This is a genomic window from Erythrobacter sp. GH1-10, assembly GCF_045363165.1.
Taxonomy (GTDB): Bacteria; Pseudomonadota; Alphaproteobacteria; order Sphingomonadales; family Sphingomonadaceae; genus Erythrobacter.
The window spans coordinates 30635-56672 of record NZ_JBJFLP010000002.1 but is presented as its reverse complement, the minus strand read 5'-3'; the positions used below and the strand labels follow the sequence as shown (position 1 = coordinate 56672).

At 64.3% G+C, this 26038-nt stretch carries 27 protein-coding genes and 1 tRNA gene; 10 read left to right on the top strand and 18 right to left on the bottom strand.

Annotation, left to right across the window (positions count from 1 at the left end):
- The first annotated feature begins 154 nt into the window (after nt 1-154).
- Nucleotides 155-859: a queuosine precursor transporter gene (locus ACI5KX_RS14335; protein ID WP_406811433.1), complete on the top strand. Its 705-nt coding sequence runs from the start codon at nt 155-157 to the stop codon at nt 857-859.
- 21 nt (nt 860-880) lie between these two features.
- On the opposite strand, the gene ACI5KX_RS14330 is transcribed toward ACI5KX_RS14335, so the two are convergent.
- The 6 genes from ACI5KX_RS14330 to ACI5KX_RS14305 form a co-directional block, all read right to left on the bottom strand.
- Nucleotides 881-1324 (bottom strand): potassium channel family protein, encoded by a 444-nt coding sequence (locus tag ACI5KX_RS14330; RefSeq protein ID WP_406811432.1) that lies wholly within the window; start codon nt 1322-1324, stop codon nt 881-883.
- A 128-nt stretch (nt 1325-1452) separates the two neighbouring features.
- Nucleotides 1453-1528: transfer RNA gene (locus ACI5KX_RS14325), tRNA-Lys, on the bottom strand.
- 53 nt (nt 1529-1581) lie between these two features.
- Complete coding sequence (gene folK / locus ACI5KX_RS14320) at nt 1582-2070, bottom strand: 2-amino-4-hydroxy-6-hydroxymethyldihydropteridine diphosphokinase (RefSeq protein WP_406811542.1); 489 nt, start codon at nt 2068-2070, stop codon at nt 1582-1584.
- Complete coding sequence (locus ACI5KX_RS14315; RefSeq protein WP_406811431.1) at nt 2067-2504, bottom strand: hypothetical protein; 438 nt, start codon at nt 2502-2504, stop codon at nt 2067-2069. The genes folK and ACI5KX_RS14315 overlap by 4 nt, the downstream gene beginning before the upstream one ends.
- 23 nt (nt 2505-2527) lie before the next feature.
- A complete protein-coding gene (gene aguB / locus ACI5KX_RS14310) occupies nt 2528-3388 on the bottom strand; it encodes an N-carbamoylputrescine amidase (protein ID WP_406811430.1) in 861 nt (286 codons plus the stop codon).
- Between the two features lie 16 nt (nt 3389-3404).
- Nucleotides 3405-4253, bottom strand: a complete 849-nt coding sequence (locus ACI5KX_RS14305; protein ID WP_406811429.1) for a class I SAM-dependent methyltransferase — start codon at nt 4251-4253, stop codon at nt 3405-3407.
- A 143-nt stretch (nt 4254-4396) separates the two neighbouring features.
- Between ACI5KX_RS14305 and msrA the strand changes: the two genes are divergently transcribed.
- Nucleotides 4397-4942 carry a peptide-methionine (S)-S-oxide reductase MsrA gene (gene msrA / locus ACI5KX_RS14300; RefSeq protein ID WP_406811428.1) on the top strand — a complete coding sequence of 182 codons (546 nt, stop codon included), beginning with the start codon at nt 4397-4399 and terminating at the stop codon, nt 4940-4942.
- 33 nt (nt 4943-4975) lie between these two features.
- Complete coding sequence (locus ACI5KX_RS14295; RefSeq protein ID WP_406811427.1) at nt 4976-5800, top strand: hypothetical protein; 825 nt, start codon at nt 4976-4978, stop codon at nt 5798-5800.
- A gap of 2 nt (nt 5801-5802) precedes the next feature.
- Here the strand turns inward: ACI5KX_RS14295 and ACI5KX_RS14290 are convergent, their stop codons facing one another.
- Nucleotides 5803-7050, bottom strand: coding sequence for an RsmB/NOP family class I SAM-dependent RNA methyltransferase (locus ACI5KX_RS14290; protein ID WP_406811426.1), 1248 nt, complete (start codon nt 7048-7050; stop codon nt 5803-5805).
- A 59-nt stretch (nt 7051-7109) separates the two neighbouring features.
- On the opposite strand from ACI5KX_RS14290, the gene ACI5KX_RS14285 reads away from it, so the two are divergent.
- The gene (locus ACI5KX_RS14285) at nt 7110-7280 is read left to right on the top strand and encodes a DUF1674 domain-containing protein (protein ID WP_406811425.1); all 171 of its coding nucleotides are present in this window, start codon (nt 7110-7112) and stop codon (nt 7278-7280) included.
- Here ACI5KX_RS14285 and ACI5KX_RS14280 read toward each other — a convergent pair.
- The 4 genes from ACI5KX_RS14280 to ACI5KX_RS14265 form a co-directional block, all read right to left on the bottom strand.
- Nucleotides 7277-8671 (bottom strand): cytochrome P450, encoded by a 1395-nt coding sequence (locus ACI5KX_RS14280; protein WP_406811424.1) that lies wholly within the window; start codon nt 8669-8671, stop codon nt 7277-7279. The two genes, ACI5KX_RS14285 and ACI5KX_RS14280, sit on opposite strands and share 4 nt — an antisense overlap.
- Nucleotides 8672-8730: 59 nt before the next feature.
- A complete protein-coding gene (gene hemH, locus ACI5KX_RS14275) occupies nt 8731-9765 on the bottom strand; it encodes a ferrochelatase (RefSeq protein WP_406811423.1) in 1035 nt (344 codons plus the stop codon).
- Between the two features lie 76 nt (nt 9766-9841).
- Nucleotides 9842-12115, bottom strand: a complete 2274-nt coding sequence (locus ACI5KX_RS14270; RefSeq protein ID WP_406811422.1) for a molybdopterin cofactor-binding domain-containing protein — start codon at nt 12113-12115, stop codon at nt 9842-9844.
- A gap of 3 nt (nt 12116-12118) precedes the next feature.
- The gene (locus tag ACI5KX_RS14265; RefSeq protein WP_406811421.1) at nt 12119-13108 is read right to left on the bottom strand and encodes an Mrp/NBP35 family ATP-binding protein; all 990 of its coding nucleotides are present in this window, start codon (nt 13106-13108) and stop codon (nt 12119-12121) included.
- Nucleotides 13109-13255: 147 nt separating this feature from the next.
- Here ACI5KX_RS14265 and hflK point away from each other — a divergent pair, with 147 nt between their 5' ends.
- The 3 genes from hflK (at nt 13256) to ACI5KX_RS14250 (ending at nt 16935) form a co-directional block, all read left to right on the top strand.
- Nucleotides 13256-14383 (top strand): protease modulator HflK, encoded by a 1128-nt coding sequence (gene hflK / locus ACI5KX_RS14260; RefSeq protein WP_406811420.1) that lies wholly within the window; start codon nt 13256-13258, stop codon nt 14381-14383.
- 2 nt (nt 14384-14385) lie between these two features.
- Entirely contained in the window at nt 14386-15222 is an 837-nt protein-coding gene (gene hflC / locus ACI5KX_RS14255) for a protease modulator HflC (protein ID WP_406811419.1), read from the top strand.
- Nucleotides 15223-15402: 180 nt separating this feature from the next.
- Complete coding sequence (locus ACI5KX_RS14250) at nt 15403-16935, top strand: Do family serine endopeptidase (protein ID WP_406811418.1); 1533 nt, start codon at nt 15403-15405, stop codon at nt 16933-16935.
- Nucleotides 16936-17025: 90 nt separating this feature from the next.
- On the opposite strand, the gene ACI5KX_RS14245 is transcribed toward ACI5KX_RS14250, so the two are convergent.
- The 4 genes from ACI5KX_RS14245 to ACI5KX_RS14230 all read right to left on the bottom strand — a co-directional run bounded on the left by ACI5KX_RS14245 (nt 17026) and on the right by ACI5KX_RS14230 (nt 21067).
- Nucleotides 17026-19305, bottom strand: coding sequence for a transglycosylase domain-containing protein (locus ACI5KX_RS14245; RefSeq protein ID WP_406811417.1), 2280 nt, complete (start codon nt 19303-19305; stop codon nt 17026-17028).
- 146 nt (nt 19306-19451) lie between these two features.
- Nucleotides 19452-19856: a peptide-methionine (R)-S-oxide reductase MsrB gene (gene msrB / locus ACI5KX_RS14240; protein WP_406811416.1), complete on the bottom strand. Its 405-nt coding sequence runs from the start codon at nt 19854-19856 to the stop codon at nt 19452-19454.
- A 123-nt stretch (nt 19857-19979) separates the two neighbouring features.
- Entirely contained in the window at nt 19980-20651 is a 672-nt protein-coding gene (locus ACI5KX_RS14235; RefSeq protein ID WP_406811415.1) for a glutathione S-transferase family protein, read from the bottom strand.
- A 68-nt stretch (nt 20652-20719) separates the two neighbouring features.
- Nucleotides 20720-21067: a hypothetical protein gene (locus ACI5KX_RS14230; RefSeq protein ID WP_406811414.1), complete on the bottom strand. Its 348-nt coding sequence runs from the start codon at nt 21065-21067 to the stop codon at nt 20720-20722.
- 110 nt (nt 21068-21177) lie between these two features.
- Here ACI5KX_RS14230 and ACI5KX_RS14225 point away from each other — a divergent pair, with 110 nt between their 5' ends.
- Entirely contained in the window at nt 21178-21570 is a 393-nt protein-coding gene (locus ACI5KX_RS14225) for a VOC family protein (protein ID WP_406811413.1), read from the top strand.
- Here the strand turns inward: ACI5KX_RS14225 and metW are convergent, their stop codons facing one another.
- Together metW and ACI5KX_RS14215 are read right to left on the bottom strand one after the other, a co-directional pair.
- Nucleotides 21571-22173 carry a methionine biosynthesis protein MetW gene (gene metW, locus ACI5KX_RS14220; protein ID WP_406811412.1) on the bottom strand — a complete coding sequence of 201 codons (603 nt, stop codon included), beginning with the start codon at nt 22171-22173 and terminating at the stop codon, nt 21571-21573.
- Entirely contained in the window at nt 22170-23267 is a 1098-nt protein-coding gene (locus ACI5KX_RS14215) for a homoserine O-acetyltransferase (protein WP_406811411.1), read from the bottom strand. The genes metW and ACI5KX_RS14215 overlap by 4 nt, the downstream gene beginning before the upstream one ends.
- 82 nt (nt 23268-23349) lie before the next feature.
- Here ACI5KX_RS14215 and hisC point away from each other — a divergent pair, with 82 nt between their 5' ends.
- Complete coding sequence (gene hisC, locus ACI5KX_RS14210; protein ID WP_406811410.1) at nt 23350-24465, top strand: histidinol-phosphate transaminase; 1116 nt, start codon at nt 23350-23352, stop codon at nt 24463-24465.
- Nucleotides 24462-25361, top strand: a complete 900-nt coding sequence (locus ACI5KX_RS14205) for a prephenate/arogenate dehydrogenase family protein (protein WP_406811409.1) — start codon at nt 24462-24464, stop codon at nt 25359-25361. Before hisC ends, ACI5KX_RS14205 begins: the two co-directional genes overlap by 4 nt.
- Here ACI5KX_RS14205 and ACI5KX_RS14200 read toward each other — a convergent pair.
- Nucleotides 25358-26035 carry a lysophospholipid acyltransferase family protein gene (locus ACI5KX_RS14200; RefSeq protein WP_406811408.1) on the bottom strand — a complete coding sequence of 226 codons (678 nt, stop codon included), beginning with the start codon at nt 26033-26035 and terminating at the stop codon, nt 25358-25360. The two genes, ACI5KX_RS14205 and ACI5KX_RS14200, sit on opposite strands and share 4 nt — an antisense overlap.
- Nucleotides 26036-26038 lie beyond the last annotated feature (3 nt).

The following is a 26038-nucleotide window of genomic DNA, read 5'->3' as shown; positions in this document are numbered from 1 at the left end:
ATCCCGTGTCGCACCGGAACCGGCGCTCTGAACGCTGGCGTGGCATTTTGCTTTCGCGAAGGCAAGAGCGCGGGCAACGGCGCGGTTGACAGCGCCGTTGACAGAGCGCGCGACGCGGCTTTTCTTTTCCGCATCTCCGCCTTACGCCATCGGCATGAGCGAGACCGAGAGCCTTCCCGAACCTGCCGGCCCCAACGCGGAGCGCGCGCTTGCCGCGCCGATGGGCCTGTTCGTCTACATCATCCTCTATGGCGGGATGACGGTGCTGGCGGGCGTGGTGGCGTTCAAGCAGGTGCAGCTTTGGCCCAGCAACCTCGCGGTCGAGGCGGGCATCTTTCCCTTCCTTTTGCTGGTCGTGATCACCAGCACGATCGCGCAGCTCTACGGCCAGAAACTCGCCAACCGATTGATCTGGATCGGGTTCATCCCGCTCGCGCTCTCGGCAGCGCTGATCTATCTTGTCCTCTCGCTCCCGGCGTCGCCCGAAATGCTCGAATTCCGGCAGACCGACCTCACCGCGTTCGAGACCGTGCTCGGCCAGACCCCGCGCATCCTGATGGCCGGCCCGGCGGCCTACATCACCTCGCTGCTGCTCAACGTGTGGATCTTTTCGCGGCTGCGCGGCAGCGGCGAAGCCACCACGATCGGGCTGATGATGCGGGGCGCGATCGCCTCGGCGCTCAGCCAGGCGGTCGATTCGATCATCTTCGTGACTCTCGCCTTCTATGGCGAATTCGACATCACCAACCTGCTGATCGGCCAGGTGCTCGCCAAAGTCACGCTCAGCATCGTGCTGGTGCCGTTCCTGATCACTTTCGGAGTGAAGGGAGCGCAGTGGCTGGATAGCCGGAAGCCCTGATTGGCCAGACCGGCGAAAGGGCTATCCCTTGTCGTGGTCGTTCGCCCACAGCCGCTCCATCATCAGGTAGGTGAAGGACGCGCTCCACGCGATCAACAGCAGCCCGGCCAGCGCTTCCACCCCTGCAACCATCCGGATCGCGCCCGACGGAGTGATGTCGCCGATCCCCAGCGTCGAATAGGTCGCGATCGAAAAATAGAAATAGTCGGTCGGTGTGGAGCTGTAAGCGCCCGTGAGTTCCCCGAGGCCGGTCGCGCCCATCGCATAGAAAGCCATCGCAAACAGCGCGATTTCGAGCATGTGGATCAGGAAGATGACGGTCATCACCGTGATCATCGGACGCGGGAGCAAGGGATGCGGACTTTCGACATAACCGCTCGTCGCACGCAGCACTCGCGAATGGATGGAAAGGCTGGCTGCCACGAGCAGGATCGAGATCACTGTGCCTGCAAAAACCTGGTTCATCCATTCCCCCCGAAACCGAGAAGACAGTGCCTCCGGAACGCCGGTTTCGCAACACCGGAAATCCTGCATCACCGCCTACGCAGACGCGCCGGGTGGTTGTGAGGGTGGAAGGGTGAAAAAGAGGAAGGTGGTGAGCCCTGCAGGGGTCGAACCTGCGACCTACTGATTAAAAGTCAGTTGCTCTACCGACTGAGCTAAGGGCCCCCAAGGGTCTCGGCGAGCGCCAGAGTAGTCTGGCATCCACCGCTTCGGAGCGCTCACCTAGGCAGGGTCCGCGCACGGGTCAAGCGTGCATTGAGCTGGGCCACACTCAATCCCGAGATCGGGTCTTTCCAATGCGGGGCAATGGCCGTGGCAGGGCGCAGCACGAAATCGCGTCGGCGGAACTCGGGATGCGGAATCGCGAGCTCGCCGCCGCGCCATATGCCGCCGCTCCACAGCACGATGTCGCAATCGAGCACCCGGTCGCCCCACCGGCGCCCCGGACGCCGTCCGAATTCGCGCTCCATTCGCTTGAGTCCTGCAAGCAGCGCGAGCGGATCGTATTCGCTCTCGATCACAACCGCAGCGTTGGCGAAACGCCGCTGGGCCGCCCCCATCGGAGCCGTCGCGATGACTGGCGATCGCGCGATCACCGCCCCGAGTGCCGCGAGTTCCTCCATCGCCGCGCGAACAACCTCGCGCGGCCGACCATAGAGGTGGTGCCGCCGGTTCGAACCGAGCGCGACGAGATAGGTGCTGGTCAGGAAAACACATCCTGCTCGCCTTCGCTCGCGGAAGGTTGTCCAACTTCGAGGGAGCGAGACTTCTTGAACAATCCGCTGGTCCTCAGCGTGTATGGCAAGACAACGTCGCGCGCGTAATCCGCCGCCCGAATGCGGGTCATAACGGCGTCAACGGCGTCTCCTGTTTCTGGCGAGCGGACCCGCACATCAAAGGCAATAGCGCTAGCGAGAATTTCTCCAGAAGCCGCCTGCTGTTTGTGAATCGCAGTCAGCCCGTCGATCACGGCCTGCGATTCTGGATGCTCGTCGCCATTATGGAAGCCTACGTGCGTGACGGTGCCGTCAACTCCGACAGTCGCACCAATCGGAAAGAATTCGCCATTCTTTTCGAGCAGCGAAGAAGCCATTTGTACGACGCTGTCGTAAAGCTCGTCGAGCTTGTCGCGGTCGATCATTTCAACACCTCTCTCGATGACTCTCAAATATCCTCGGCGATGCGGCCGTATAGCTGCGGACGGCGGTCGCGGAAGAAGCCCATGCCCGCGCGGTGCTTGGCTGCGCGCGCGAGGTCGAGCGTCGTCACGAGTACGCCGTCTTCGCCCGCGCCGAATTGCTCGAGCATGTCGCCCCACTCGTCGCAGATGAAAGAGTGGCCGTAGAAGCGCTGCTCGCCTTCGGGGCCTTCGGAGCCAATGCGGTTGGAGGCGACCACGGGCATGCAGTTCGACACCGCATGGCCGATCATCGCGCGGCGCCACATGCGGCTCGTGTCGAGATCGGCATCATAGGGCTCGGAGCCGATCGCGGTGGGATAGAACAGCACTTCGGCGCCCTTGAGCGCCATCACGCGCGCGCATTCGGGATACCACTGGTCCCAGCAGATCCCGACGCCGATGCGCGTTCCGAACACGTCCCACACCTTGAATCCGTCATTGCCCGGGCGGAAGTAGAACTTTTCCTCATAGCCCGGCCCGTCGGGAATATGGCTCTTGCGATAGGTGCCCATGATGCCGCCATCGGGGCCTATCATCGCAAGCGTGTTGTAATAGTGGTGTCCGTCGCGTTCGAAAAAGCTGGTCGGGATCGCGACCTGCAGCTTCGCCGCAAGCCCCTGCATCGCGATGACGCTGGGATGCTCTTGCGTGGGCCTGGCGAGCGCGAACAAAACCTCGTCTTCGACGCGGCAGAAATACGGGCCGGAAAACAGTTCGGGCGGCAGGATCACCTGCGCCCCGCGCTCGGCGGCCCGTTCGACCAGCGCGGACACGGCGGCGATATTTTCAGCCTCGTCCTCGTGCGCGAGGGCAAGCTGGAGGGCGGCGACAGTAAGCGTGCTCATGCGCCGCCCTTTAGTCTCAGTCTGCTTTCTTGAACAGCAGGGTCATCCGGTCGCTTTCGCCGATGGCGAGATACTTCTCGCGATCCTGATCGCCATAGCGAAGCACCGGAGGGAGCGTCCAGACGCCGCCTTCCCAATTGGCCGGGTCCTTCGGGTTGGCGTTGATCTCGCTCGAATCGACCAGCTCGAACCCGTTGGCCTCGAAGATCGCGACGACCTGCTCGGTCTTCATATAGCCGGGGGCCGGCGAATAATCGGCGAAGCTCGCGCCTTCGGGCGCACGGTGCTGGACCACGCCGACCATGCCATCATCTTTCAGCATCTTGTAGGCAGCATCGAGCACATCGTCTGCGGTGTTGCCGTTGGCGAGGCCGTGCATCGAACGGAAGATCAGCACCCGGTCGACCGTGCCGGCCACCTCTTCGGGCATTTCGTCGGTCTCGAAAGCAACGACATCTTCGGCATCAACGCCCATGCCTTCGGCGAGCGAACTCTTGAAAGTTTCGGTCCACGCCTTGGCGCGCGCTTCCTGCGCGCGGCTGCCATAGGTGCGCGCGCTGCTGTCGCCGTTGAAGGCGATGTATGTGCCCTGCGGCATGATCCACGGGGCGAGAACGCGGGTATACCAGGCGCCGCCGGGGCCATATTCGGCGACCGTCATGGTCGGCTCGACCTGGAAGAACGCGAGCGTTTCGGCGGGATTGCGATACTGGTCGCGTGCGCGGTCGTCATCGCGGCGTTCGTGCGCCAGCACCACTTCAAGCGTCGGCGCTGCGGCGTGGTCGTCTGCGGTCACGGGCGCAGACACGGCAAAAGTCGCTACGCCTGCGAGCGCAGCGAGTGGGGCAAGATAAAGCGGTTTCATGAGACAGCGGTTTCCTCTCTTGTCGATCTGATCGGCCAACGTCCTGAACCCGCGAAGCGTTCCTGACAAGAGCAGCCGCCCGCACCCTTTCATTACAGGCCTGCCTTCCTATGTCCTTGCCTGACCAAAGGAGATTATCGAGCATGGAACAGGCAATCATTGCAGGCGGCTGCTTCTGGTGCACCGAGGCGGTGTTCCGCGACGTGGTTGGGGTGAGCGAAGTCGAAAGCGGCTATATCGGCGGCGACAAACCCGATCCGACCTACAAGGAAGTGTGCACCGGCAATACCGGCCATGCCGAAGCGATCCGCGTGACCTTTAACCCCGACGAGATTTCGCTGCCCGAGATCTACGACGTGTTCCTCGGCACCCACGATCCGACCCAGCTCAACCGCCAGGGCAACGACGTGGGCACGCAGTACCGCTCGGCGATCTTTCCGCTGTCGGACGAACAGGGCGAAGAGGCGGAGAAGGCAATCGGCCGCTGGAACGCCGAAAACGGCAAGATGGCGGTCACCACCATCGAAGGGCTCGACGGCGGCGCGCAGGTCAAGGAATGGTACCCGGCGGAAGACTACCACCAGGAATACTGGGAAGGCGAAGGCCAGCGGAACCCCTATTGCCTTGCGACAATTCCGCCAAAACTCATGAAGCTCAGGAAGAGCTTCCAGAACAAGGTGAAGGCCTGATACACAGCCCCTTCGCTGTCCGAGGGAGGGGCTATGGCGCGGCAATTCACACGTTCCTACACGCACGATCACGTGGTGAATGCCGATGGGACGGTCGATTTCCAATGCTCGACCGACCGCAAGGAGTGGCCCTGGCTTGCGCTGGGGCCGCATCATCCGATCACCGTGCAGGCGCAGAATTTCTGGACCAGCGTCGGCGCAATCCTCGCGCTTGGCGGAATGGAGGAGGGCCAGTGGTCCGCGCTCACCTGGACCGATTGGATATGCGGTGCTCCCGGCGTGGGAGACGGGGTGCGGGGACATTACAAGCGCGAAGAATCGGGCGAGACCGAGCGATACGTGATCACTCTTTTCGATGAGGCATCGCGCGAGATCGTTCGCATGCGCGGTCGAGGCGTCGTGTTCCGCAATCGGGATTTCGAGAAATGGCGCAGCAAGGCCAAGCGCGCGGCGCGAGCGAATGCCCCCGACCCGGCCTTCGAATATGTCGGGCGGGAGGTTCTCGGAATCGGCCCGGGCGAGCATCCCGTGATCGGCGCAATTCAGGCGAGCGATACGCCCTTTGTCGACGCGCTGATCACGCCGGAAAACGGCCTGCCACCTGCCAACAGAGTGCTCAGCGGCTCGGGCGATCACGTCAATTCCGTGCATATCATCGAGGCTGCAAGACAGGCGCTTTGCCTGTTTCGAGGCAATCCAGCCATGACGATTGCCGGAGGCGAGATGGAGCTGAATCGCTATGTCGAGCTCGGCACGCCGTTTCGTTTGTATCTCGAAACAGATGGGCCGGGCGACTATCGTTTGCGCCTCGACCAGATGGACAGGCCCTGCGCCAACATCGTCATGCGCCTTGGCTAAGCCTAGGGTCTCTTCCACCGCGCTACGAAAAACCCGTCGAGCCCGCCCTCATCGCCGAGCATACCCGGATGGGTGCGGACCCAGCCTTCGGGCGTCGGCTCGATGCCTGAGGGCAACTCGTGCTCGCCAACGGGCATCGGCTCGAGTTCGAAGCTCGCGTCGATCCAGCGCGCCTGATCCTCGCCCTCCTCGTGTTCGAGCGAACAGACGGCGTAGACGAGCATCCCGCCTTCCGGCAGCCATTCGATCGCGCGGTGGATCAGCGATTGCTGGATCTCGACCATCTCGCCGATCTGGCGCGGTCCGATGCGGTGGAGCACGTCCGGGTGACGGCGGCAGGTCCCGGTTGCGGTGCACGGCGCGTCGAGCAGGATCGCGTCGAACGGCTTGCCCGGCTGGTAGGTCCGCGCATCGGCTTTGACGATCTCGGCTTCGAGTCCGGTGCGCTTCAAATTGTCGCGCAACATCGCCAGCCGTTTGCCGCTGATATCGAGCGCGGTCACGTTCCATCCCGCCGCCGCCAGCGCCAGCGTCTTGCCGCCCGGCGCGGCACACAGGTCGAGCGCGCGCTTGCCTTCCCCGGCTCCAAGCAAGCGAGCAGGTATTTGCGCGGCGAGATCCTGCACCCACCATGCACCTTCGGAATAGCTCGGAAACCGGTCGATCGGCGTCCCGCGCGGAAGGCGGATATGTCCGCTCGCCAGGCTGACGCCCCCCATATCGAGCGCGCGCGTTTCGGTTTCGCTCGCGTCCTTCAGCGCAAGATCGACCTCGGGCGGATCGATCAGCCCCGGCGCGATTTCCGCCGCCCGCTCGCCCCACCGTGCCAGGACCGCATCGGGGAGGGTCGGCGCTTCGGGCAGTTCGGCCTCGCGTTTCATCAGTGTAGAGAACACGCCGTGCGCCAACCGCCGCGGACCTCCACTCAAGAGCGGCAGGCATGTGCCGATCACCGCATGCGGCGGCGTGCCGAGCCGCAGCGCCTGCGCGAGCATCAATCGCAGCACCATCCTCGGCTTGGCATCATCGGGCAGGCGTTTCTTGGTGGCGCTGTCGATCAGAGCGTCGAGATCGGTAAGCCAGCGCATGGTTTCGCCTGCGATCGCCCGCGCCAGTCCGCGATCGGCATTGCCGCCGACACCCTGCATCGCGGCATTTTCCGCCTGCTCGAGCGTCTCGCCCCGGCGCAGCACCGCATCGAGCAGTTTGAGCGCGGCGCGGCGCGCAGGAAGTCCGGGAGTGTCAGCCATAGGCGACCGCCTATAGACGCATTGAAACCAAGCGCCAGCATGCGCGTTGGATAGAGGCAATGACCAAGAAAAAATCCCCTGCCGCCAAAGCCTTCAAGAAGCCTGCGCACTGGACCAACGATCCGGTTCCGGAGCCAAAGAAAGTCGATCCGCTGAAGAACGAGCCGCGCGAGCTTTCCCCCACACGCTACGGCGACTGGGAAAAAGACGGAATCGCCTGGGATTTCTAGAGCTTGACGAACTCCACCTTCAGCCCATCCTTGGGCTGCGGGATCGGCCAGTCCTGCCAATCGGGATCGTAGCCTTCCTCGGCCTCGATCCGGTAACGCTGGAGCAGCTGCGCCATCAGGATCTTCACCTGCATGTAGGCAAAGTGCAGCCCCAGGCACATATGCGCGCCGCCGCCGAATGGGACCCAGGCATATTTGTGCCGCGCCTTCACCTTGTCGGGCGTGAAGCGCATCGGATCGAAAGTGAAGGGATCGTCCCAATATTCGTCCGAATGGTGGGTCCAGAAGATATTGATCCCGACATGCGTGCCCGCCGGGATATGGTATCCGCCGAATTCGAAGCTCTTCAGCGCGCGGCGCGGCATCGAGGGCACCGGCGGCACCATCCGCAGTGCTTCCTTGAACGCCATTTCGGTGAGTTCGAGCTTGCCGAGATCGTCGTAATCGAGTGCGCGCGGCTTGCCCGATCCGTCCGGTCCTCCGGTAACCGCGACCACTTCCTCGCGCAGTTTCTCCTGCCACTCGGGATTGACCGCGAGGTAGTAGATCAGCGAGGTCGCGCTCGAAGTGATGGTGTCATGCGCGGCCATCATCAGGAAGCTCATGTGATCGACAACCTCGTCGACCGGCAGCAGCGATCCGTCTTCGCGGGTCGCGGTGGCGAACTGGCTGAACATGTCCTGCCCGCCGCCCTCTGCCCGCCGGCGTTCGGTCTCGCGCGTGAGAAATTCCACCATGAAGGCGCGTCCGTCGACACCCTTCTTCATCTTGGTGAAGGGCAGCGGACGGCGCACCGGCGCGACCGAAGCCTGCACCATGTCGACGAAGGCCTCGTTGATACGGTCCGCCTCGGGCCCCCACGGGATTCCGAGGAAGCTGTCGGCGGCCAGATCGAGCGTGAGTTTCTTGATCGCCGGATAGAACCGCATCGATCCCGCCCAGTGCGAGACCTCATCGGCAATGCCCCGGTTGAGAGCGCCCGAATAATGCCGCATCGGCTCGGGCTTGAACGCGATCGACAGCGCGCGCCGGTCGATCCGGTGATGGTCGAAATCCATCAGCATGAGCCCGCGCGGAAACAGCTGGTCGAGGATAGGACCCCAGCCCTGCTCGCTCGAAAAGATCTTGTCCCGGTTGAACAGGACGAGCTCGTTCGCCTCGGCGCCGATCAGCGCGACGTTCCACCCGCCGAAGGCCTTGGTGCGGTAGACCTTGCCATAGGTCTCGACCATCCGCCGCGTGAAGGCGTGCGGATCGGCGAGCATCTTGAAGGTGTTGCCGACCACGGGCCAGCCGCCCTCGCCCGGAATGTGCGACAGGTCGGCGACGTCGGGGACGCCTTCCGACCAGTGCTTTGGAATGGAGGGGCTTTGCTCTGCCAGGGTAGCCATGCGGGTGTCCGTATCAGGTTCGGATTAACAACTAACCGCAGTGTAAATAAGGAACCGCTTCAAATCCAGCCGGAAAGCTCGCGCCGGATGATTGCATCGAGCATCTTCACACCTGCGGCGCTGACATTGAGGCAGTCGAGCACGGCGTATTGTTCGCCGCCCGCCTCGAGAAACTCGTCGCGGCCTTCGAGTGCGAGTTCCTCCAGCGTCTCGACGCAATCGGCAGCGAAGCCCGGCGCGGCGACGACGAGCCGCTTGGTCCCCTTCTCGCCTTCCGCGATCAGCGTGTCGTCGGTGGCCGGTTCGAGCCATTGTGCCGGGCCGAAGCGCGACTGGAAGGTGGTTTCGAAACGCACCCCTTCGAATTCGGGGCGCTCGGCCAGCCGCTCGCGCAGCAGCCGCGCAGTCTTGTGACAATGACAGTGATAGGGATCGCCCTGTTCGAGCGTACGCTGCGGCATTCCGTGGAACGACAGCAGCATCACTTCGGGCTTGAACGAAAGCGTCGCGACCTGCCGGGCAAGGTCGTCGCTGAGTGCATCGAGATAGAGCGCATCGTCGTGATAGGGAGGCAAGAAGCGCAGGGCCGGTTGCCACCGCATCGCGCCCAGCACCCGCGCGACTTCGTCGAACACGGTCGCGGTCGTCGCAGCGCAGTATTGCGGATACATCGGCGCGATCAGGATGCGGTCGCAGCCCTTCTCCGTCAGTTCGGTCAGGCGCTGCTCGATCGAAGGCGAACCGTAGCGCATGGCGTAATCGACGACGATATTCTCGCCGAGATCGTCCGCAATCGCCTCGGCCTGGCGCGCGGTGATGTCAGCGAGCGGCGAGCCGCGTTCGGTCCAGATTTTCGAATAGGCCTCGGCGCTCTTTTGCGGGCGGGTGTTGAGGATGATCCCGCGCAGGATCGGCTGCCATGCGATCTTGGGAATTTCGATCACGCGCGGATCGGAGAGGAATTGCTTGAGATAGCGCTTCACCGATGCCGGATCGGGCGCATCGGGCGTGCCGAGATTGACCAGCAAGACGCCGATCGACCCGCTACTGACAGGCGGGTGGTCGTTGGGAAGGCGCTGGGATTGCCAGGTCATGGTGAGAGTAACGCCCGGAAGGCGATCGGTATCCTTTGCCGTTCAGAAACCGCCCGGAATGCCCGGCGGCAGCGTATCAGATCCCGCCTGAAAGTAGGGGCAGTCTGCGCAGGCGCAAGCCCGTCGCCGAAAACAGCGCGTTGGCGATTGCCGGTGGAGCCACAGCCACGCCCAGTTCGCCGGGATCGGCGGGGGCGGCAGCGCTGGAAATGAACTCGACTTCGATCTCGGGGCAATCGGCGAGCGAAGGCAGGCCGAGGCTCTCGTAATCGAAGCTTTCGGGCAGGCCCGAACGGAAGCGCAGGGCATTGCCCAGAGCGATGCCGATCCCGAACACCAGCCCGCCTTCGATCTGCTGCCGGGCGATATCGGGATTGACGATACGTCCGATATCGACGGCGGCGGAAAGCCGCACGACCCGCACGCCTCCTTCTCCGGCGCGCGCCGTCGCCACGCACGCGATCCGCCCGCCGCTCGCAGCATCACCGATCCGGTGGCAGGCCAGCCCCTGGCCGCTCTGATCGCCCCCACCGCCCCATTCCGCCATTTGAGCGGCACGCTGAAGACACCCCGCGAGCCGGACGTCGTCCCCCAGCATCGCCATGCGATAGGATAAAGGTTCGCGATTGTTCGCGCGCACGACCTCGTCGATAAAGCTCTCGATCGCAAAGGCGGTGTAGCTGTGGGCATTGCCCCGCACCCGCCCGACAGGCAGTCCGATTTCCACCGGGACGTGCTCGACCACGACGCTCGGCAGGCGGTAGGGCGGGACCGCGCCCTCGCAGGCCAGTTCGTCCTTCTTCCCGGCGCTTTCGCGGATCGCGGCCGAGCTGGTCTTGTTCGCAAACAGCCGCTCCCCGAATTCGTGCGTCGCGGGCGGACAGGCAATGCGCATCGTCAGCGCATCGACTGCCGCGCTGCCGCTATCGTCGAGCTGCGCGCCGATCAGGATATAGGCGGGGGTTCGCGGTCGCCCGAGCACGATCTCGTCGCGCCGCGGCCAGGTCAGCTGCACCGGTCGGCCCAGCTCTTTGGCGATCACTGCCAGTTCGATCGCATGGTCGTGCTCGAGCCGCGCGTCGAAGCTGCCACCCGCCGGCATCGGGTACAGCACCACATCCTCGACCGCGAGGCCGATCGCCTTCGCCGCAGCGGCGCGCGCCTGCTCGGGCGCCTGGCTCGCGATCCACAGTTCGAGCCGCCCGTCCTGGTATCGCGCCGTTGCGCTTGCGGTTTCCAGCGGCGCGGCAGGGGCTGGCTCGATTTCGTAGCGCCGAGCCATATCGACCCGTGTCATCGCATCCTCGCCAAAGCCCGTCTCGGCAATACGGAACGAAGCGCCGCCGTTGACGGTGGTGTCGAGCCGGGCGTTGATCTCGTCGCTGGACACCGGGAAGGCGACGCGAAACTGCGGTTTCATTGCCTCGATCGCCTTGTGCGCGCTCCACCATGTATTGGCCGCAACCGCCAGCCAGCGCTTTGATTTCATCGCGCCGACGATACCGCGAATCCCTCGCGCTGCATCGGCGTCGAACCCGGTCAGCTCCGCGCCGTCATTGGGGCCGTGCCGGATCGCGGCATAGACCATTCCCGGCAGGCGGACATCGCCAGCGAACTGGAACGAACCGTCCACTTTCGAAGGCAGGTCGATGCGGGGGAAAGCGGGCAATGCGCCCGCGATACTGGCCAGCGCTTCTTCGGATGGCGGCTCGGGGCGCAGCGGGGGTGGATCGGGCGGTGTCCACTGCGCGGCTCCCGCAGCGAGTTCACCGAAAGTCGCACGCTTTTCGCCGTGCGCCACGATTCCGCCGAAGACCTCGCATTCTTCCCACGCCACATCCCAGCGCGAGGCGGCTTCCTGCGCCAGCATCGCCCGGGCAGCCGCACCGGCGGCACGGCAGGAATCCTCGTAGGCAGCGAGCGACGTCCCGTCGGCGGTCGCCATGAAGCGCGCGCCCCGCGCAAACCTTTCGGTCTGCAATTCGTCAGTCGCATCGCTCAGGCCCGCGGCGAACGGATCCCACAATGCCATCCAGCGCTCGGCCAGCGGGATGTTGGGATAGGCGCCCGATACGGGCGCGGGCTCGATCCCCACCTGTCTCCAGTCCGCCCCCAGCTCGACCGCGACGATCTGCGGGAGCAGGGTCGTCACGCCCTGCCCCATCTCCAGCTGCGGGACCGCGACGGTTACGACCCCATCTTCGCCGATCTTGAGCCATGCATCGAACACATGCTCGCCGCGCGCCGGGGTCAGGGGGTTGGGGTATCGCCGCGGCATCAGGTACCACGCGACCAACAGGCCGCCCCCGGCCGCTGCTCCCGCAATCACTCCGCGCCGCGTAACTTGCATGCTCTAGCGGCCCTCGCCCGCGAGCCATTCCGCGATGCGCTCGGCAATAGCGGTAAAGGGCGCCGCGCTCTCGCCGTCCGAAGCGGCAGGCGGGTTGCCTGCATCGCCAGCCTCGCGGATGTCGAGACGCAGCGGCACGCGTCCGAGGAACGGAATCTCGAGCGCGGCCGCGAACTTCTCCACCCCGCCGGTCCCGAACGGGTCGCTGATTTCGCCGCAGTGCGGACAGGCATAACCAGCCATGTTCTCGACCAGTCCGATGATCGGCACTTCGCCCTGTTCGAACAACTGGCCCGCGCGCGCCGCATCGATCAGCGCGAGGTCCTGCGGTGTGGAAACCAGCACCGCGCCATCGGGCTTGTGCTGTTGCATCATCGAAAGCTGCACGTCACCCGTTCCCGGCGGCAGGTCGATCAGCAGCAGGTCGGTGTCGGCCCAATCGGCCTCGACCAGCTGGGTGAGAGCCTTGCCCGCCATGGGGCCGCGCCACGCAAGCGCACGCCCGGCGGGCGCGAGATGGCCCATCGAGAGCACCTTGACTCCAAAGCGGCTTTCGAGCGGGATCAGCGTTTCGCCTTTCGCTTCGGGCTTGCCCTGTTCGGTCCCCAGCAGCTTGGGCTGGGAAGGCCCGTAGATGTCGCCGTCGATAACTCCGACCTTGTGGCCCAGCTTCGCCAGCGCGACCGCGACATTCGTGGTCAGGGTCGATTTGCCGACCCCGCCCTTGCCCGACCCGATCGCGACGATTTGGCGACGCTTGCGATCGGCGGTGAGCGCGATCCGCACATCGTCGACGCCCTCAACAGCCGAGAGCGCCTGTTTGTATGCGGCTTCAAGCACTTCCCGCTCTTCGGGACGCAAATCGCCGGCATTGGCGACAATGATTGCGCGGCCATCGACCAGCCTGACGGACTGTACACGCCGCTCGATCCTGTCGGGCATGGCGGCGCGCAAACGGGCTTCGATCGCGTCTGGGGTTTCACCCTTGGTCATTGCCCGGAGCCTCTAACATCAAATTCGCATCCGGAACCCCTGTTTTTCGCCGGAATGCGTTCCTATAAGGGAGTTATGCAGATTTTTGATCGGTTCAGACAGAGCCTGGGAATGGCCGGAAGCTCCCGCGGTGGAGAAGGCCTCGCCATGGCTGGAAAGAAAAACCCCTGGGGCAATCCGGGAAGTGGCGGCGATGACGGCGACGATTCGCCTTCGGGCGACAAGTCCGGGGACGGCGACGACAAGTCGGATGGCCCGCGCAATCCTTGGCTCCCCGGCGGTGGCTCGGGCAGCGGCAAGCGCCGCTCGGCCAGCATCGAGGATATTTTCAAGAGCCGTGGCCCCGAAGGTCCGCGCCGCGGTGGTGGCGGAGGTTCGGGTTTCCGCTTGCCGGAACGTCCCGGCGGCAAGAGCTGGCTCCCGGTCATTATCGTCAGCATTGCGGTGCTGGCGGTGTTCCTTTCGAGCACGCACCTGGTCCAGCCGAAAGAACAGGCCGTTGTAAAGCGGCTCGGCAATTATCACCGGACGCTCGATTCGGGCCTGCACATCACTTTCCCGTATCCGATCGAAACGGTCGATATCGAGGACGTGGAGGGTGTGCGCGCCGTCAACATTCCCACCAGCGGCGAGCGAGACAAGCTGATCCTGACCGGGGACCAGAACCTCGTCGATCTCAGCTATATCGTCCGCTGGCGGATCAAGGATCTTGCCGATTTCAATTTCCAGCTCGCCGAACCGATCGAAACGGTCAACGAGGTAGCCGAAGCGGCGATGCGCGCTTCGGTCGCCGAAAAGACGCTCGATGAAACCTTCACCGGTGCGGGCCGTGCCGAAATCCAGCAGCGCGTGCGCGAACGCATGCAGGAAACGCTCGACGCCTATCGCTCGGGTATCCAGGTTGTCGGTGTCGAAATCGAAAAGGCCGACCCGCCGAGCAGTGTGGTCGATGCCTTCCGCGACGTATCGGTGGCCGAACAGGACGCCGACCGGGCGCGCAACCAGTCGCGCGGCTATGCCCAACAGACCATCGCCGGAGCCGAAGGTGAGGCCGAGGCCTTCGACAAGGTCTACGAGCAGTACCGCCTCGCGCCCGAAGTCACGCGGCAACGCCTTTACTACGAAACGATGGAGCGCGTGCTTGCGCAGACCGACAAGACCGTGGTCGAAGCGGACAATGTGACGCCCTACCTGCCGCTCCCTGAATTGCGCCGCCGCGCGACCCAGCCCGCGCCAATCACCGCGCAGCCGACACAGAATACGCAAGGCCAGTAATCATGGAAAACGTCTGGAACAATTATCGCTGGGCGATCATCGCCGTCGCGATCGCAGTGATCGCCTTCTTCATGAGCGCCTATGTAGTGAACGAGGAAGAGCAGGCCGTGGTGATCCGCACCGGTGAACCGGTGCGCGTCGTGAATACACCCAATGGTTCGACCGAGGCTGGGCTATATTTTCGCGTTCCCCTCTTCGAATCGGTGCGAACGATCGAAAAGCGCGTGCTCGATCTCGAAATGACCGATGAGGAAGTGCTTTCGAACGATCAGCAGCGCCTGCTCGTGAACGCGTACGCGCGTTTCCGCATCGTCGATCCGATCCGCATGGTCGAGCGTGCGGGCACAACCGACGGCGTGCGCGTCGCGCTCGAGCCGATCCTCAACTCGGCGCTGCGCCAGGAGCTTGGTCGCAGGACTTTCGCAGCGATGCTGACCGCAGAGCGCGGCAATGCGCTCGCCAATGTCCGCGCCAATCTCGACCGCGAAGCACGGCAGTATGGCGCCGAAGTGATCGACGTGCAGATCAAGCGCACCGACCTTCCCGAAGGCCGCCCGCTTGAATCCGCTTTCCAGCGGATGGAATCAGACCGCGAACGCGAAGCGCGTACGATACGTGCACAGGGTACACGTGATGCACGCATCATCCGCGCCGAAGCAGATGCGGAAGCCGCACGGATTTTTGCAGAAGCTTTCGGCAAGGACGAGAGTTTCTACGATTTCTACCGCGCCATGCAGAGCTACGAACAAAGCTTTGCCCGCGGCGAGGGACGCGGCGAGAGCTCGATCATCCTGTCGCCCGATAACGAGTATCTGCGCCAGTTCCGCGGACGGCGTTGACGCCGCTCGCCGTCGGGTTGTCCGACGAACCGTCGATGCGGCGCTACCGACTACAACCGTGTTCAATCGCGGTTAAGTGCGTCTGCGCTCAATGTGGCGGCGTAGTTTGTATGAAAGCCTGATCGAGGAACGGGCAGACTGTCTTGCCCGTTTCCGTCACTGGAAGAGGAATAAGAGGACGTGAACAACGTGCGTTATGTTTATGGACTGACGAGCGCGCTTCTGGTGGGAGGCGCAGCCGTATCGCTGATGACCGGCCACCCCGCGGGCGCCCAGGTCGCGCAGAACGACGACAGCGTGATGAGCAATGTCGTGCCGCGCGCCGGCGCTCCGGCGAGCTTTGCCGACCTGACCGAACAATTGCAGCCCGCGGTGGTCAATATCGCCACCCGCCAGCGGGTCGAAGTGAACCGCAATCCGTTTGCCGGCACACCGTTTGCAGACCTGTTCAACCGCCGCCGCGGCCAGCCCGCGCAGCCGCAAACCCGCGAAGCGCAGTCGCTCGGTAGCGGATTCATCATTTCCGCCGACGGGTTCGTTGTGACCAACAACCACGTCGTGTCGCCGAACAACCGCGCGACGCTTGAGGAAATCACCGTCACCATGCCCGACGGGACCGAATACGAAGCCGAACTGGTCGGAGCGGATGCACAGTCCGACCTCGCGGTGCTGAAGATCAATGCCAACCGCAGCTTCCCGTTCGTGAAGTTCGGCGATTCGAGCAAGACCCGCGTCGGCGAATGGGTGGTCGCGATCGGCAACCCCTTCGGCCTCGGCGGCACGGTAACCAGCGGAATCGTTTCGGCGGTCTACCGCAACACCGGCCAGGGCGGCGCTTACGACCGCTATATCCAGACCGATGCCAGCATCAACCGCGGCAACTCGGGTGGTCCGCTGTTCGACATGCAGGGCAATGTGATCGGCATCAATAATGCGATTTTCTCGCCTTCGGGCGGCAGCGTCGGCATCGGCTTTGCAATCCCGAGCGAGATTGCCGCGCCGATCGTCGATCAGCTCAAGGACGGCCTCGAAATCGAGCGCGGCTTCCTCGGCGTCGGCCTCAATCCGATGACCGACGATTTTGCCGACTCGCTCGGTCTGCCGCGCAATCGCGGCGAAATCATCCAGAACGTGCAGGACGGCAGCGCCGCCGACAGCGCCGGTCTGCGCGCCGGCGACATCGTGACCCGCGTGAACGGCCGCGAAGTGACGTCGGAGCAGACGGTTTCGTACCTCGTGGCCAATCTCGAGCCGGGCGCGCGCGTCCCCATCGAAGTGCTGCGCGACGGTGAGCGCCTGACGGTCACGGCAACGCTGGGCAAGCGGCCCACCGAAGAAGAGCTGCGCGAACAGCAGGTCTTCGGCGATGATGACGAAGAAGACACGATGACGCCGCCGGAGACCGACGGCTTCATCGAGGAGAAGCTTGGCTTGTCAGTTGTGGAAGTCACTCCGGTGATCGCGCGCCAGCTGGGCGCGGACGAGGGCACTGTCGGCCTGGCCGTCACTGCGGTTGATCCGAATTCGGATGCCGGACGCAAAGGTCTTCGCCGCCGCGACATTATCCTGTCGGCGAATTACGAGCCGATTGCTTCGATCGAAGAATTGAGAGCGGCAATCACAGAGGCCGAACAGGAAAATCGCGAAGCGATGCTGCTTCGCGTCCTACGCAACGGCCAGCCGCCGCGCTTCCTGCCGGTGCGTCTGCGCTGAACCATTCAGCGGCCAAGCTGCCGCCTGACTGCAATAAAAGGGGCGCTGCGACACGGATCGCAGCGCCCTTTTTCGTAGCGTGATCTTTCCCTATTGGCCCGGTGGTGCCGTCTGGTTCGGCGACCGTGTGTTTTCCGGTCGGATAACCCGCACCGGTGATGGTGGCTGCGGCGTGCGCGGCGGCGCCTGTGCCGAGCCGCCCGAATTGCCCGGCAGCTCTCCGCCGGTCGCACGTTCGAGGAAGTCCTCGCTCGCCGCGGGGGGAGGCTCGTCTGCGGGTGGAGCAGTCCGGCCATCCTGCGGCCGTTCGCCCTCGATGTCGAAGGGGTTTTCGGACGGATCGCGGCGTCCGGGCTCGATCAGGTTCCCGTCTTCGTCGATGAAGTAGTAATCGTCGGGATCGCCGTAGAGATATTCCTCGTCGGGCTCGAGCTGCCATTCGGGCAGGTTCAATTCGGTATCGAATTGCTCGACCGCGCGGTCCTTGACCGCGTAGCGCATATAGGCGGCAAAAGCCCGTGCCGGCGCGCGTCCGCCCTGAAGTCCCGGCACCGCCTTGGCATCGTCGCGCCCCATCCACACGCCGGTGGTGATCCCCGAAGAGAAGCCGACGAACCAGCCATCCTTGTTCGAACTCGTCGTGCCGGTCTTGCCCGCGACCGGACGCCCGATCTGCGCGGCGCGCCCTGTGCCGGTCTGGACCGCCGTCTGCAGCATGTCGGTCATCCCGGCGACGACATAGTCCGGAACCAGCGAGGTCTCGCGCGGCCTTTCCCGTTCGTAGAGCAGCTCGCCGCCGGCGGTGGTGACCTTGGTGATGCCATAGGGTTCGACCGCAACCCCCTTGGCCGAAATCGCGGCGAAGGCTCGCGTCATGTCTATCAGCCGCACTTCGGAGGAGCCGAGCACCATCGAAGGGAAGGTCGACACCGGCGTGGTGATTCCAAACCGCCGCGCCATCGAGGCAACCGTGCCGAAGCCGACCTCGTTGCCGAGCTGTGCAGCGACGGTGTTGACCGAATAGGCGAAGGCGGTGCGAAGGTCGGTCTCGCCGAGATTGCGTCCGTTCGAATTGCGCGGGCTCCAGCCGTCGATCGTCACCGGCGTATCGACCACACGGTCATCGGGCGTGTACCCGGCCTCGAGCGCGGCGAGATATACGAACAGCTTCCACGAAGAGCCCGGCTGACGCATCGCATTGGTCGCGCGGTTGAAATTGGTTTCGACATAGTCGGTCCCCCCGACGAGCGCGAGGATCGCTCCGTCACGATCGAGACTGACCAGCGCTCCCTGCGAACCGTCGGGCGTGTTGGAATCGATCGCCGCCGTCGCTGCCCGCTGCATCCCGACATCGATCGTCGTCCAGACTTCGATCGGGGCGAAGGTTTCGGGCAGAAGCAGGTCGAGCTGCGGCAGCGCCCAGTCGGTGAAATAGCGCACCGAATTCTGCCCGGCCTGCTCCTTCAGCTGGACTGCATCGACATCGACCGATGCCTGCTGGGCGCTGATGTATCCCTGCTCCTTCATCAGCCGCAGCACCACCTGCGCGCGGTCGACCGCGGCCTGGACGTCGGCTGTGGGGGAATAGCGGCTCGGCGCCTTCACCAGACCGGCGATGATCGCTGCCTCGGCCACGCTCAGTTCCTTGGCCGGATGGCTGAAGAATTTCCGGCTTGCGCTGTCGATTCCATAGGCACCGCCGCCGAAATAGACCTTGTTCAGGTAAAGCTCGAGGATCTGCTCCTTGGAGAATTTCCATTCGAGCGCCATCGCCAACACCGCCTCGCGCGCCTTGCGGTCGAACGTGCGGTTGGTGTTGAGAAAGATGTTGCGCGCCAGCTGCTGCGAGATCGTGGAGGTGCCGCCCACGCGCTCGCGCGATCCGGTGAACCCTTCGACGATCGCTCCGGTCGTGCGGATCGGATCGACGCCGTAATGCGAACGGAACCGCTTGTCTTCGACCGCGATCATCGCGTTCTTCATGTTCTCGGGGATCTCGTCGTAATCGAGCCACACGCCGAAACTCGGACCGAGTTCGACGATCTCGGTCCCGTCGCGCGCGCGCACGAGGATGGTCTGCGCGTTCTGCGTCGCTTTCAGCTGGTAAAAGCTGGGTATCGAACGTGCAGCGAAACCGACCGCAAATGTCAGGAAGATCGCGCCGAGCAGCGCCGCGGCTCCGCCCCACAGGGCCAGCCGCTTGGTCCAGCGCCAGACCAGCGAACCTCCTCCGGTGCTCGTCGCACTGGACGTTTTCTTGCTCTTGCTCTTGCGCTTGCCCGAACCCGATCGCGACGCAGCGCGCTCGGCCGCAGCCCGCCGCGACCCGCGCTTGCCCTTGTTCTGCAATCGGTCACCCCGTCTAGACATGTTTGGCTATGCGTCCGCGCAATTGTTGGCCATGTATTTGCCCTGCATAGGCAAGTTGTAACCCTGCGTGAACACCGGAGGGACGGTTTGTCCGGCGGGATTTCCCTGAAGCGGTCGAACGGCGGGACGATCGACCGCAAGCACTGTCAGTCGTCCTTGGCGAAATCGAGCGCGGCGGAGTTGATGCAATAACGCATCCCGCCTGCCTCGGGCGGACCGTCGGGGAAGACGTGACCCAGATGCCCGCCGCACTTGGCGCACAGCACTTCGGTGCGGATCATGCCGTGCGAAACATCGCGGCGTTCCTCGACCGTTTCGTCCTGCGCGGGCTTGGTGAAGGCCGGCCAGCCGCAGCCGCTATTGTACTTCGCATCGCTCTCGAACAGAACCGTGCCGCACCCGGCGCAGACATATTCGCCTTCGTCGAAATGCTTGTCGTACGCGCCGGTGAAGGCGCGCTCGGTCCCCGCTTCGCGCAAGACATGATATTGCTCGGGCGAAAGCTTTGCGCGCCATTCGGCATCGGTGAGGGCTTTGGGGTCATCGGTCATCGCGAATCCTCTCGGTTGCCGCTGATATCGGATCGCCAGGGGCGATCCGCAAGGCCGACCGGCCGCCCGCAGCGACTGAAGGGAGCGAGGACATCGCACGCCGGATGGCGTGCGGAAAAAGACTCACCCATCCACCAGCGCATAATGCGCGGGCGGCTTGATCACGTCCATCCGCTCGGTCAGCAGCGGGCGGAAGCTCGGGCGGCTCTTGAACACCGCATACCAGCCGCGCGTCTGTTCGTGCCCGGTCCAGTCGATCCCGCCGAGGTAATCGGCAACACTGATCTGCGCGGCGGCGGCGAGGTCGGCCATGCTCATCGTCGAGCCTGCGAGCCACGGACGGTTGTCGATCAGCCAGTCCATGTAATCGAGATGCCCGTGCGCCATCTTCATCGCCTCGCGCAACGCGCGGCTGTCGGGCGGCTGGCGCAGCACGATGCGTTTCTTCATGCGTTCCGATAGAAGCGGCGCGGTGACATCGTTGTAGAAATTCTCGTCGAACAGCGCGACCAGCCGGCGGATCTCGGCGCGGCCCGTCGCCGTGCCGTTGATCATCGGCGCCTTGTCGACCGTCTCCTCGAAATATTCCGCGATTGCCCGGCTGTCGGCGAGCACGACCTTCTTCTCCTCGTTGACCAGCACCGGCGTTCGGCCAGCGGGATTGAGGTTGAAGAAATGATCCGACGCGGCCCACGGATCCTCGCGCACGAGCTCATAGGCGACGCCCTTTTCGCCCATGAGCAGGCGAATTTTCCGGCTGAAGGGACAAAGAGGGAATTGATAGAGCTGCCACATTGCGCATTAACCATTGCCCGAAGTCGCGCCGTGAATCCATGCCCTTGGCAGCATATCCGGCAGAATTATCAGACCCCCGATGCTTCGAGCATGACCAGGCATGAGGGCATGACCTTGTCGACCTCCTGGCGGTCCCAAAGACCCTGCGCCTCGGTGCTGACAAGCGCGCTAATCCCGTCGCGGTCGAGCCCTGTCTCGTCCATGAGCTGCGCCAGCGAGCGCACGAAGAACTCGCGTCCGCGCGTGTCCAGCCTGGGCCATTTGAGCGCCGCCTCATTGCCGACGGACTGCCCATGCGAAACGATGGCAAAGGCTGCCGAGCAGCGCAGCAGCGCCTTGCTCTCCTGCGAAAGCGCGGGAGCAGGAGCCTCGGCGGAAACCGCGAGCAGCGCGGCGGATAACAGGGTCGTAATCATGCCGCGCCGCCTAGCACGCGCGAGGTGAACCACGCACTACCGGATTCGCTTGCGGGGCGCTTGGCACTGGCTTAGGCCTGCGGGCGTTCAAGAGAGGAGACCTTCATTCCATGCTCAATCACGTAATGATCGGCAGCAACGACATCGAGCGGTCCAAGGCGTTCTACAATGCGGTGCTGGGCGTGCTCGGCGCAGGCGAGCCTTTCGTCAATGTCAGCGCAAGCGGCCACACCCGGCTGTTCTATAACCACAATGGCGACACCTTTTCGGTGAGCGAGCCGATCAATGACGAGCCGGCCACCGCCGCGAACGGATCGACCATCGGCTTCAAATGCGATTCGCCCGAGCAGGTAAAGGAACTGCACGACGTCGCGATCGCCAATGGCGCAACCAGCATCGAAGACCCGCCCGGACCGCGCGAGAGCCCGATGGGCGTGATGCACCTGTGCTATTTCACCGATCCGGACGGCCACAAGATCTGCGGCATTCACCGCCCCGGCTGATCACCGGCTCAGTTCGAACACCGCGAATTCGGCGCGCCAGTTTGCCCCTGGTGCGCCGATTTGCTTTTCGCCCGAGAAGAACCACTCGCGCTCGATTGTCGCGCCTTTGGCACCGGCGAGTTCGCGGAAATCGTCGATCGTGACGTGGTGGATGTTTTCGGTCTCGTACCACGTCACCGGCAGCGCGCGCGTCACCGGCATCCGCCCGCCGAACATCAGCGCGGCGCGCGTGCGCCAGTGGGCGAAGTTCGGGAATGACACGAACGCCTTGCGTCCGACCCGCAGCAGCTCGTCGAGCATCAGGTCCGGCCGCGTCGCGGTCTGGAGCGTCTGGCTCAGGATCGCGTAGTCGAACGCCTTGTCCGGATAGTCGGCGAGATCGGCGTTGGCATCGCCCTGCACCACCGAAAGGCCGCGCGCGACGCATTTCTCGACCAGCGCGGCATCGAGTTCCATCCCCCGCGCATCGACCCCGCTCGAGGCTTCAAGCTCGGCCAGCAAAGCGCCGTCTCCGCAGCCGATATCGAGGACCCGTGTTTCCGGTTCGACATGCGCGGCGATGGCGGCGAGGTCCGGGCGAAGGGACGATGAGGTCGGGCTCATTCGATGAATCCCTTCACCACCCGGTCAAGCTGCTCGTGCGGCAGCAGGAAGCTGTCGTGTCCCGCCGGGGCGGAAAGCTCGACGAAGCTGACCTTGGCTCCGGCTGCATTGAGCGCATGAACGATGTGGCGGCTCTCAGCCGTCGGGTAAAGCCAGTCGGTGTCGAAGCTGACGAGACAGAAGCGTGCGGCGGAACCTTCGAAGGCATCGGCGAGCTTGCCCCCATGCTCTTCGGCAAGGTCGAAATAATCCATCGCGCGGGTGATGTAGAGGTAGCTGTTGGCGTCGAACCGCTGGGTGAAGCCGCTTCCCTGGTAGCGCAGGTAGCTTTCGACCTGGAAATCGGCATCGAAGCCGAAGCTCTTGGCGTCGCGATCCTGCAACCGCCGCCCGAACTTCTCGGTCAGCCCTTCTTCGGAAAGATAGGTGATGTGCGCCGCCATCCGCGCCACGGCGAGGCCGTTATCGGGTCGCGCGTCGTTGGCGTAATAGTCGCCATCGGCCCACGCGGGATCGGCCATGATCGCCTGCCGACCAACCTCGTGGAATGCGATGTTCTGCGCCGAATGCCGGGCGGTCGAGGCGATCACCAGCACCCGCGCCGCACGCTCGGGCCAGTTGGCGGCAAGGCTCAGCGCCTGCATCCCGCCCATGCTCCCGCCAACCACGGCATGCAGCCGGCCGATACCGAGACCGTCGAGCAGTGCCACAAGCCCGCGCACCATGTCGCGGATGGTGATGACCGGAAAGCGCATGGCATAGGGCTTTCCGTCCGCCGCCTCGCTCGCCGGGCCGGTCGAGCCCATACAGCTGCCGATCACGTTGGCGCAGATGACGTGGTAGCGATCGGTATCGATCGGCTTGCCGGGGCCGACCATCCTCTCCCACCAGCCGGGCTTACCGGTGATCGGATGCTCGCTCGCGACATACTGGTCGCCCGTCAGCGCGTGACAGATCAGGATCGCGTTCGACTTGTCCGCGGCCAGATCGCCATAGGTTTCGTAAGCGATCTGCGCACCTGCAAGCGCCTGCCCGCTGTCGAGCGGGAGGTCTTCGGGGATGGCGTGGACCTTCGAAGGCGAGGCGGCGTTCATTGGCGAAGCGAATTGGGCGACTGCCCGACAAGTGTCAATTGCACTGTTCTTGCGCGCGCGAAGCGGTTATCGCCGCGCCGCTATGACCACGCCCCCGAATTCCTCTCCCCGGCCAAAGCCCTGGATCCTCGGCATCCACGCCTACACCCCCGGCAAGTCGACCGCGAGCGATGGCCGTGCACTGGTCAAGCTGTCGGCGAACGAGAATCCGCTCGGGACCAGCCCCGCCGCGCTCGGCGTGCTCGAAAAGGCCCGCGGGCAGGCCGCGATCTATCCCGATCCGGGTGCGCATGCCTTGCGCGCGAAGATCGCGGCGGTCCACGAGCTCGATGCGGAGCGGATCGTTTGCGGCACCGGGTCGGACGAATTGCTCAACCTCGCCGCGCAGGGCTTTGCCGGGCCCGGGGACGAAGTGCTGTTCTCGCGCCATTCCTTCGCGGTCTACGATATCGCCGCCCGGCGATGCGGGGCGACACCGGTCGAGGCGCCCGACACCGATTTCACCGCCGACGTAGATGCGCTGCTCGGCGCGGTGACCGACGCGACGCGGGTGGTCTATCTCGCAAATCCCAACAACCCCACCGGCACGTGGATCGATGATGCCGAATTGCGTCGGCTGCATGCAGGCCTGCCCGCAGACGTCCTGCTGGTGATCGACGAAGCCTATGCCGAATACCTTCCAAAGGGCGGGAGCGACATCGGGTTCGAACTTGCCGCCGCGCATGACAACGTGCTGGTCACCCGCACCTTCTCGAAGATTTACGGCTTAGCTGCCGAGCGGGTCGGCTGGGCCACCGGCGCGCCGGGCCTGATCGACGTGCTCAACCGCATCAGGGGGCCTTTCAACGTCACCGTGAGCGGCCAGATGGCGGCTCTGGGTGCGTTGAGCGACCAGGAATTCGTCGCGCGCAGCCGCTCGCACAACGCCGCCGAGCGCGCTCGCCTGACCGAGGCGGTGACCGCGCTGGGAAACCACGGCCTTTCCGCCGTGCCGAGCGAAGCCAATTTCCTGCTGGTCGAATTCAACGGTGAAGTGACCGCCGAGGCTGCGCTCTCCGCGCTGGCCGAGGCGGGTTACGCGGTGCGTCACTTACCGGAGCCGGGCCTCGAACATTGCCTGCGCATCACCATCGGCCACAGCGAGGACATGGACCGCGTGATCGCGACGCTGCGCACACTATGCGGGGAAACGGCATGATCCGGAACGTTGCCATCATCGGGCTCGGCCTGCTCGGCGGATCGATCGGCCTAGCCCTGCGCGAGCGAGCACCGGGCATTGCCACCACCGGCTTCGACGCCAATCCCAATGTGCGCGACGTCGCCGGTGAGCGCGGGCTTGTCGGCACCGTGTGCGACACTCCCGCCGATGCGGTGCGCGAGGCCGATCTCGTGATCCTGTGCGTCCCGGTCGGAGCGATGGGGGAGGCTGCGGCTGCGATCGCCGAGGCGCTGCCCGAAGGCGCCATCGTCAGCGATGTCGGTTCGTCGAAGCAGAGCGTGTCCGAAATGCTCGCCGAAGCTCTGCCCGGCCGTGCGATCATCCCGGCACACCCCGTCGCCGGGACCGAACAGAGCGGGCCGGAAGCCGGCTTCGCATCACTCTTCACCAATCGCTGGTGCATCCTCACACCCCCGAAGGATGCGGACCAGGACGCGATTGAAGCCGTTTCCGGATTCTGGGCTGCGCTCGGAGCGCGGGTCGAGATCATGGATGCCGAGCACCACGATCTCGTGCTCGCGGTGACGAGCCATATCCCCCACCTCATCGCCTACACCATCGTCGGCACGGCAAGCGATCTCGAAGACGTAACGCGCAGCGAAGTCATCAAGTATTCCGCGGGCGGCTTTCGCGATTTCACCCGCATCGCCGCTTCCGATCCGGTGATGTGGCGCGACGTGTTCCTCAACAACAAATCCGCGGTGCTCGAAATGCTCGGGCGCTTCACCGAGGATCTGACCGCGCTGCAACGCGCGATCCGCTCGGGCGATGGGGACACGCTGCACGACCTCTTCACCCGCACCCGTGCGATCCGCCGCCAGGTGATCGAAGAAGGTCAGGACGACGAGCGACCCGACTTCGGGCGGGATCATTAGTTCAGCGCGTTGATAGCCGCATGCACGCGGCTCTCGATCTCTTCGCGCGGCAGACCCGCCGGGATCGTCTCGCCGACCTTGTAGGTAATCGTGCCCGCGCGCTTCCATGTCCGGTGATACAGCGGCCCGGAATTGACCGCGACCGGCACAACCGGCAGGCCGAGCAGCTTGTAGATCCCGGCGAAGCCCGATTGCAGCCGTGGCTCTTCGCCATGAGGCACGCGGGTTCCTTCGGGGAAAATGATCAGCGGACGCTCTTCCGAGATCCGTTCCCGGGCGATCCGGAGCATCTCCCGCAGCGCCCGCGCGCCGCCATCGCGCGCCACCGGAATGAGCCCGTAGACCCGCGCCGAAAAGCCCCAGCCCGGGATCGCGAACAGCTCTTTCTTGGCGAACACGGTCGGGAAGGAGAACAGCCGCGACATGTCGATCGCTTCGAAGAAGCTTTCATGCTTGATCGCGATCAGCACCGGCTCGTCGGGTATCTCGCCTTCTTGCTCGACCGTAATCCCGAGCAGGTGGGTGACGCACCACAAGTGCCACACACCCCATGTCGCCACCACGTGGCGGAGCCACTTGCGCCCGAACGGCACCGCCAGCACCGATGCCACCACAAGCAAAGCGGAGAACCCGTAAAAGACGGGATAGAACAAGAGACTGCGCAGGATCGCCACGGC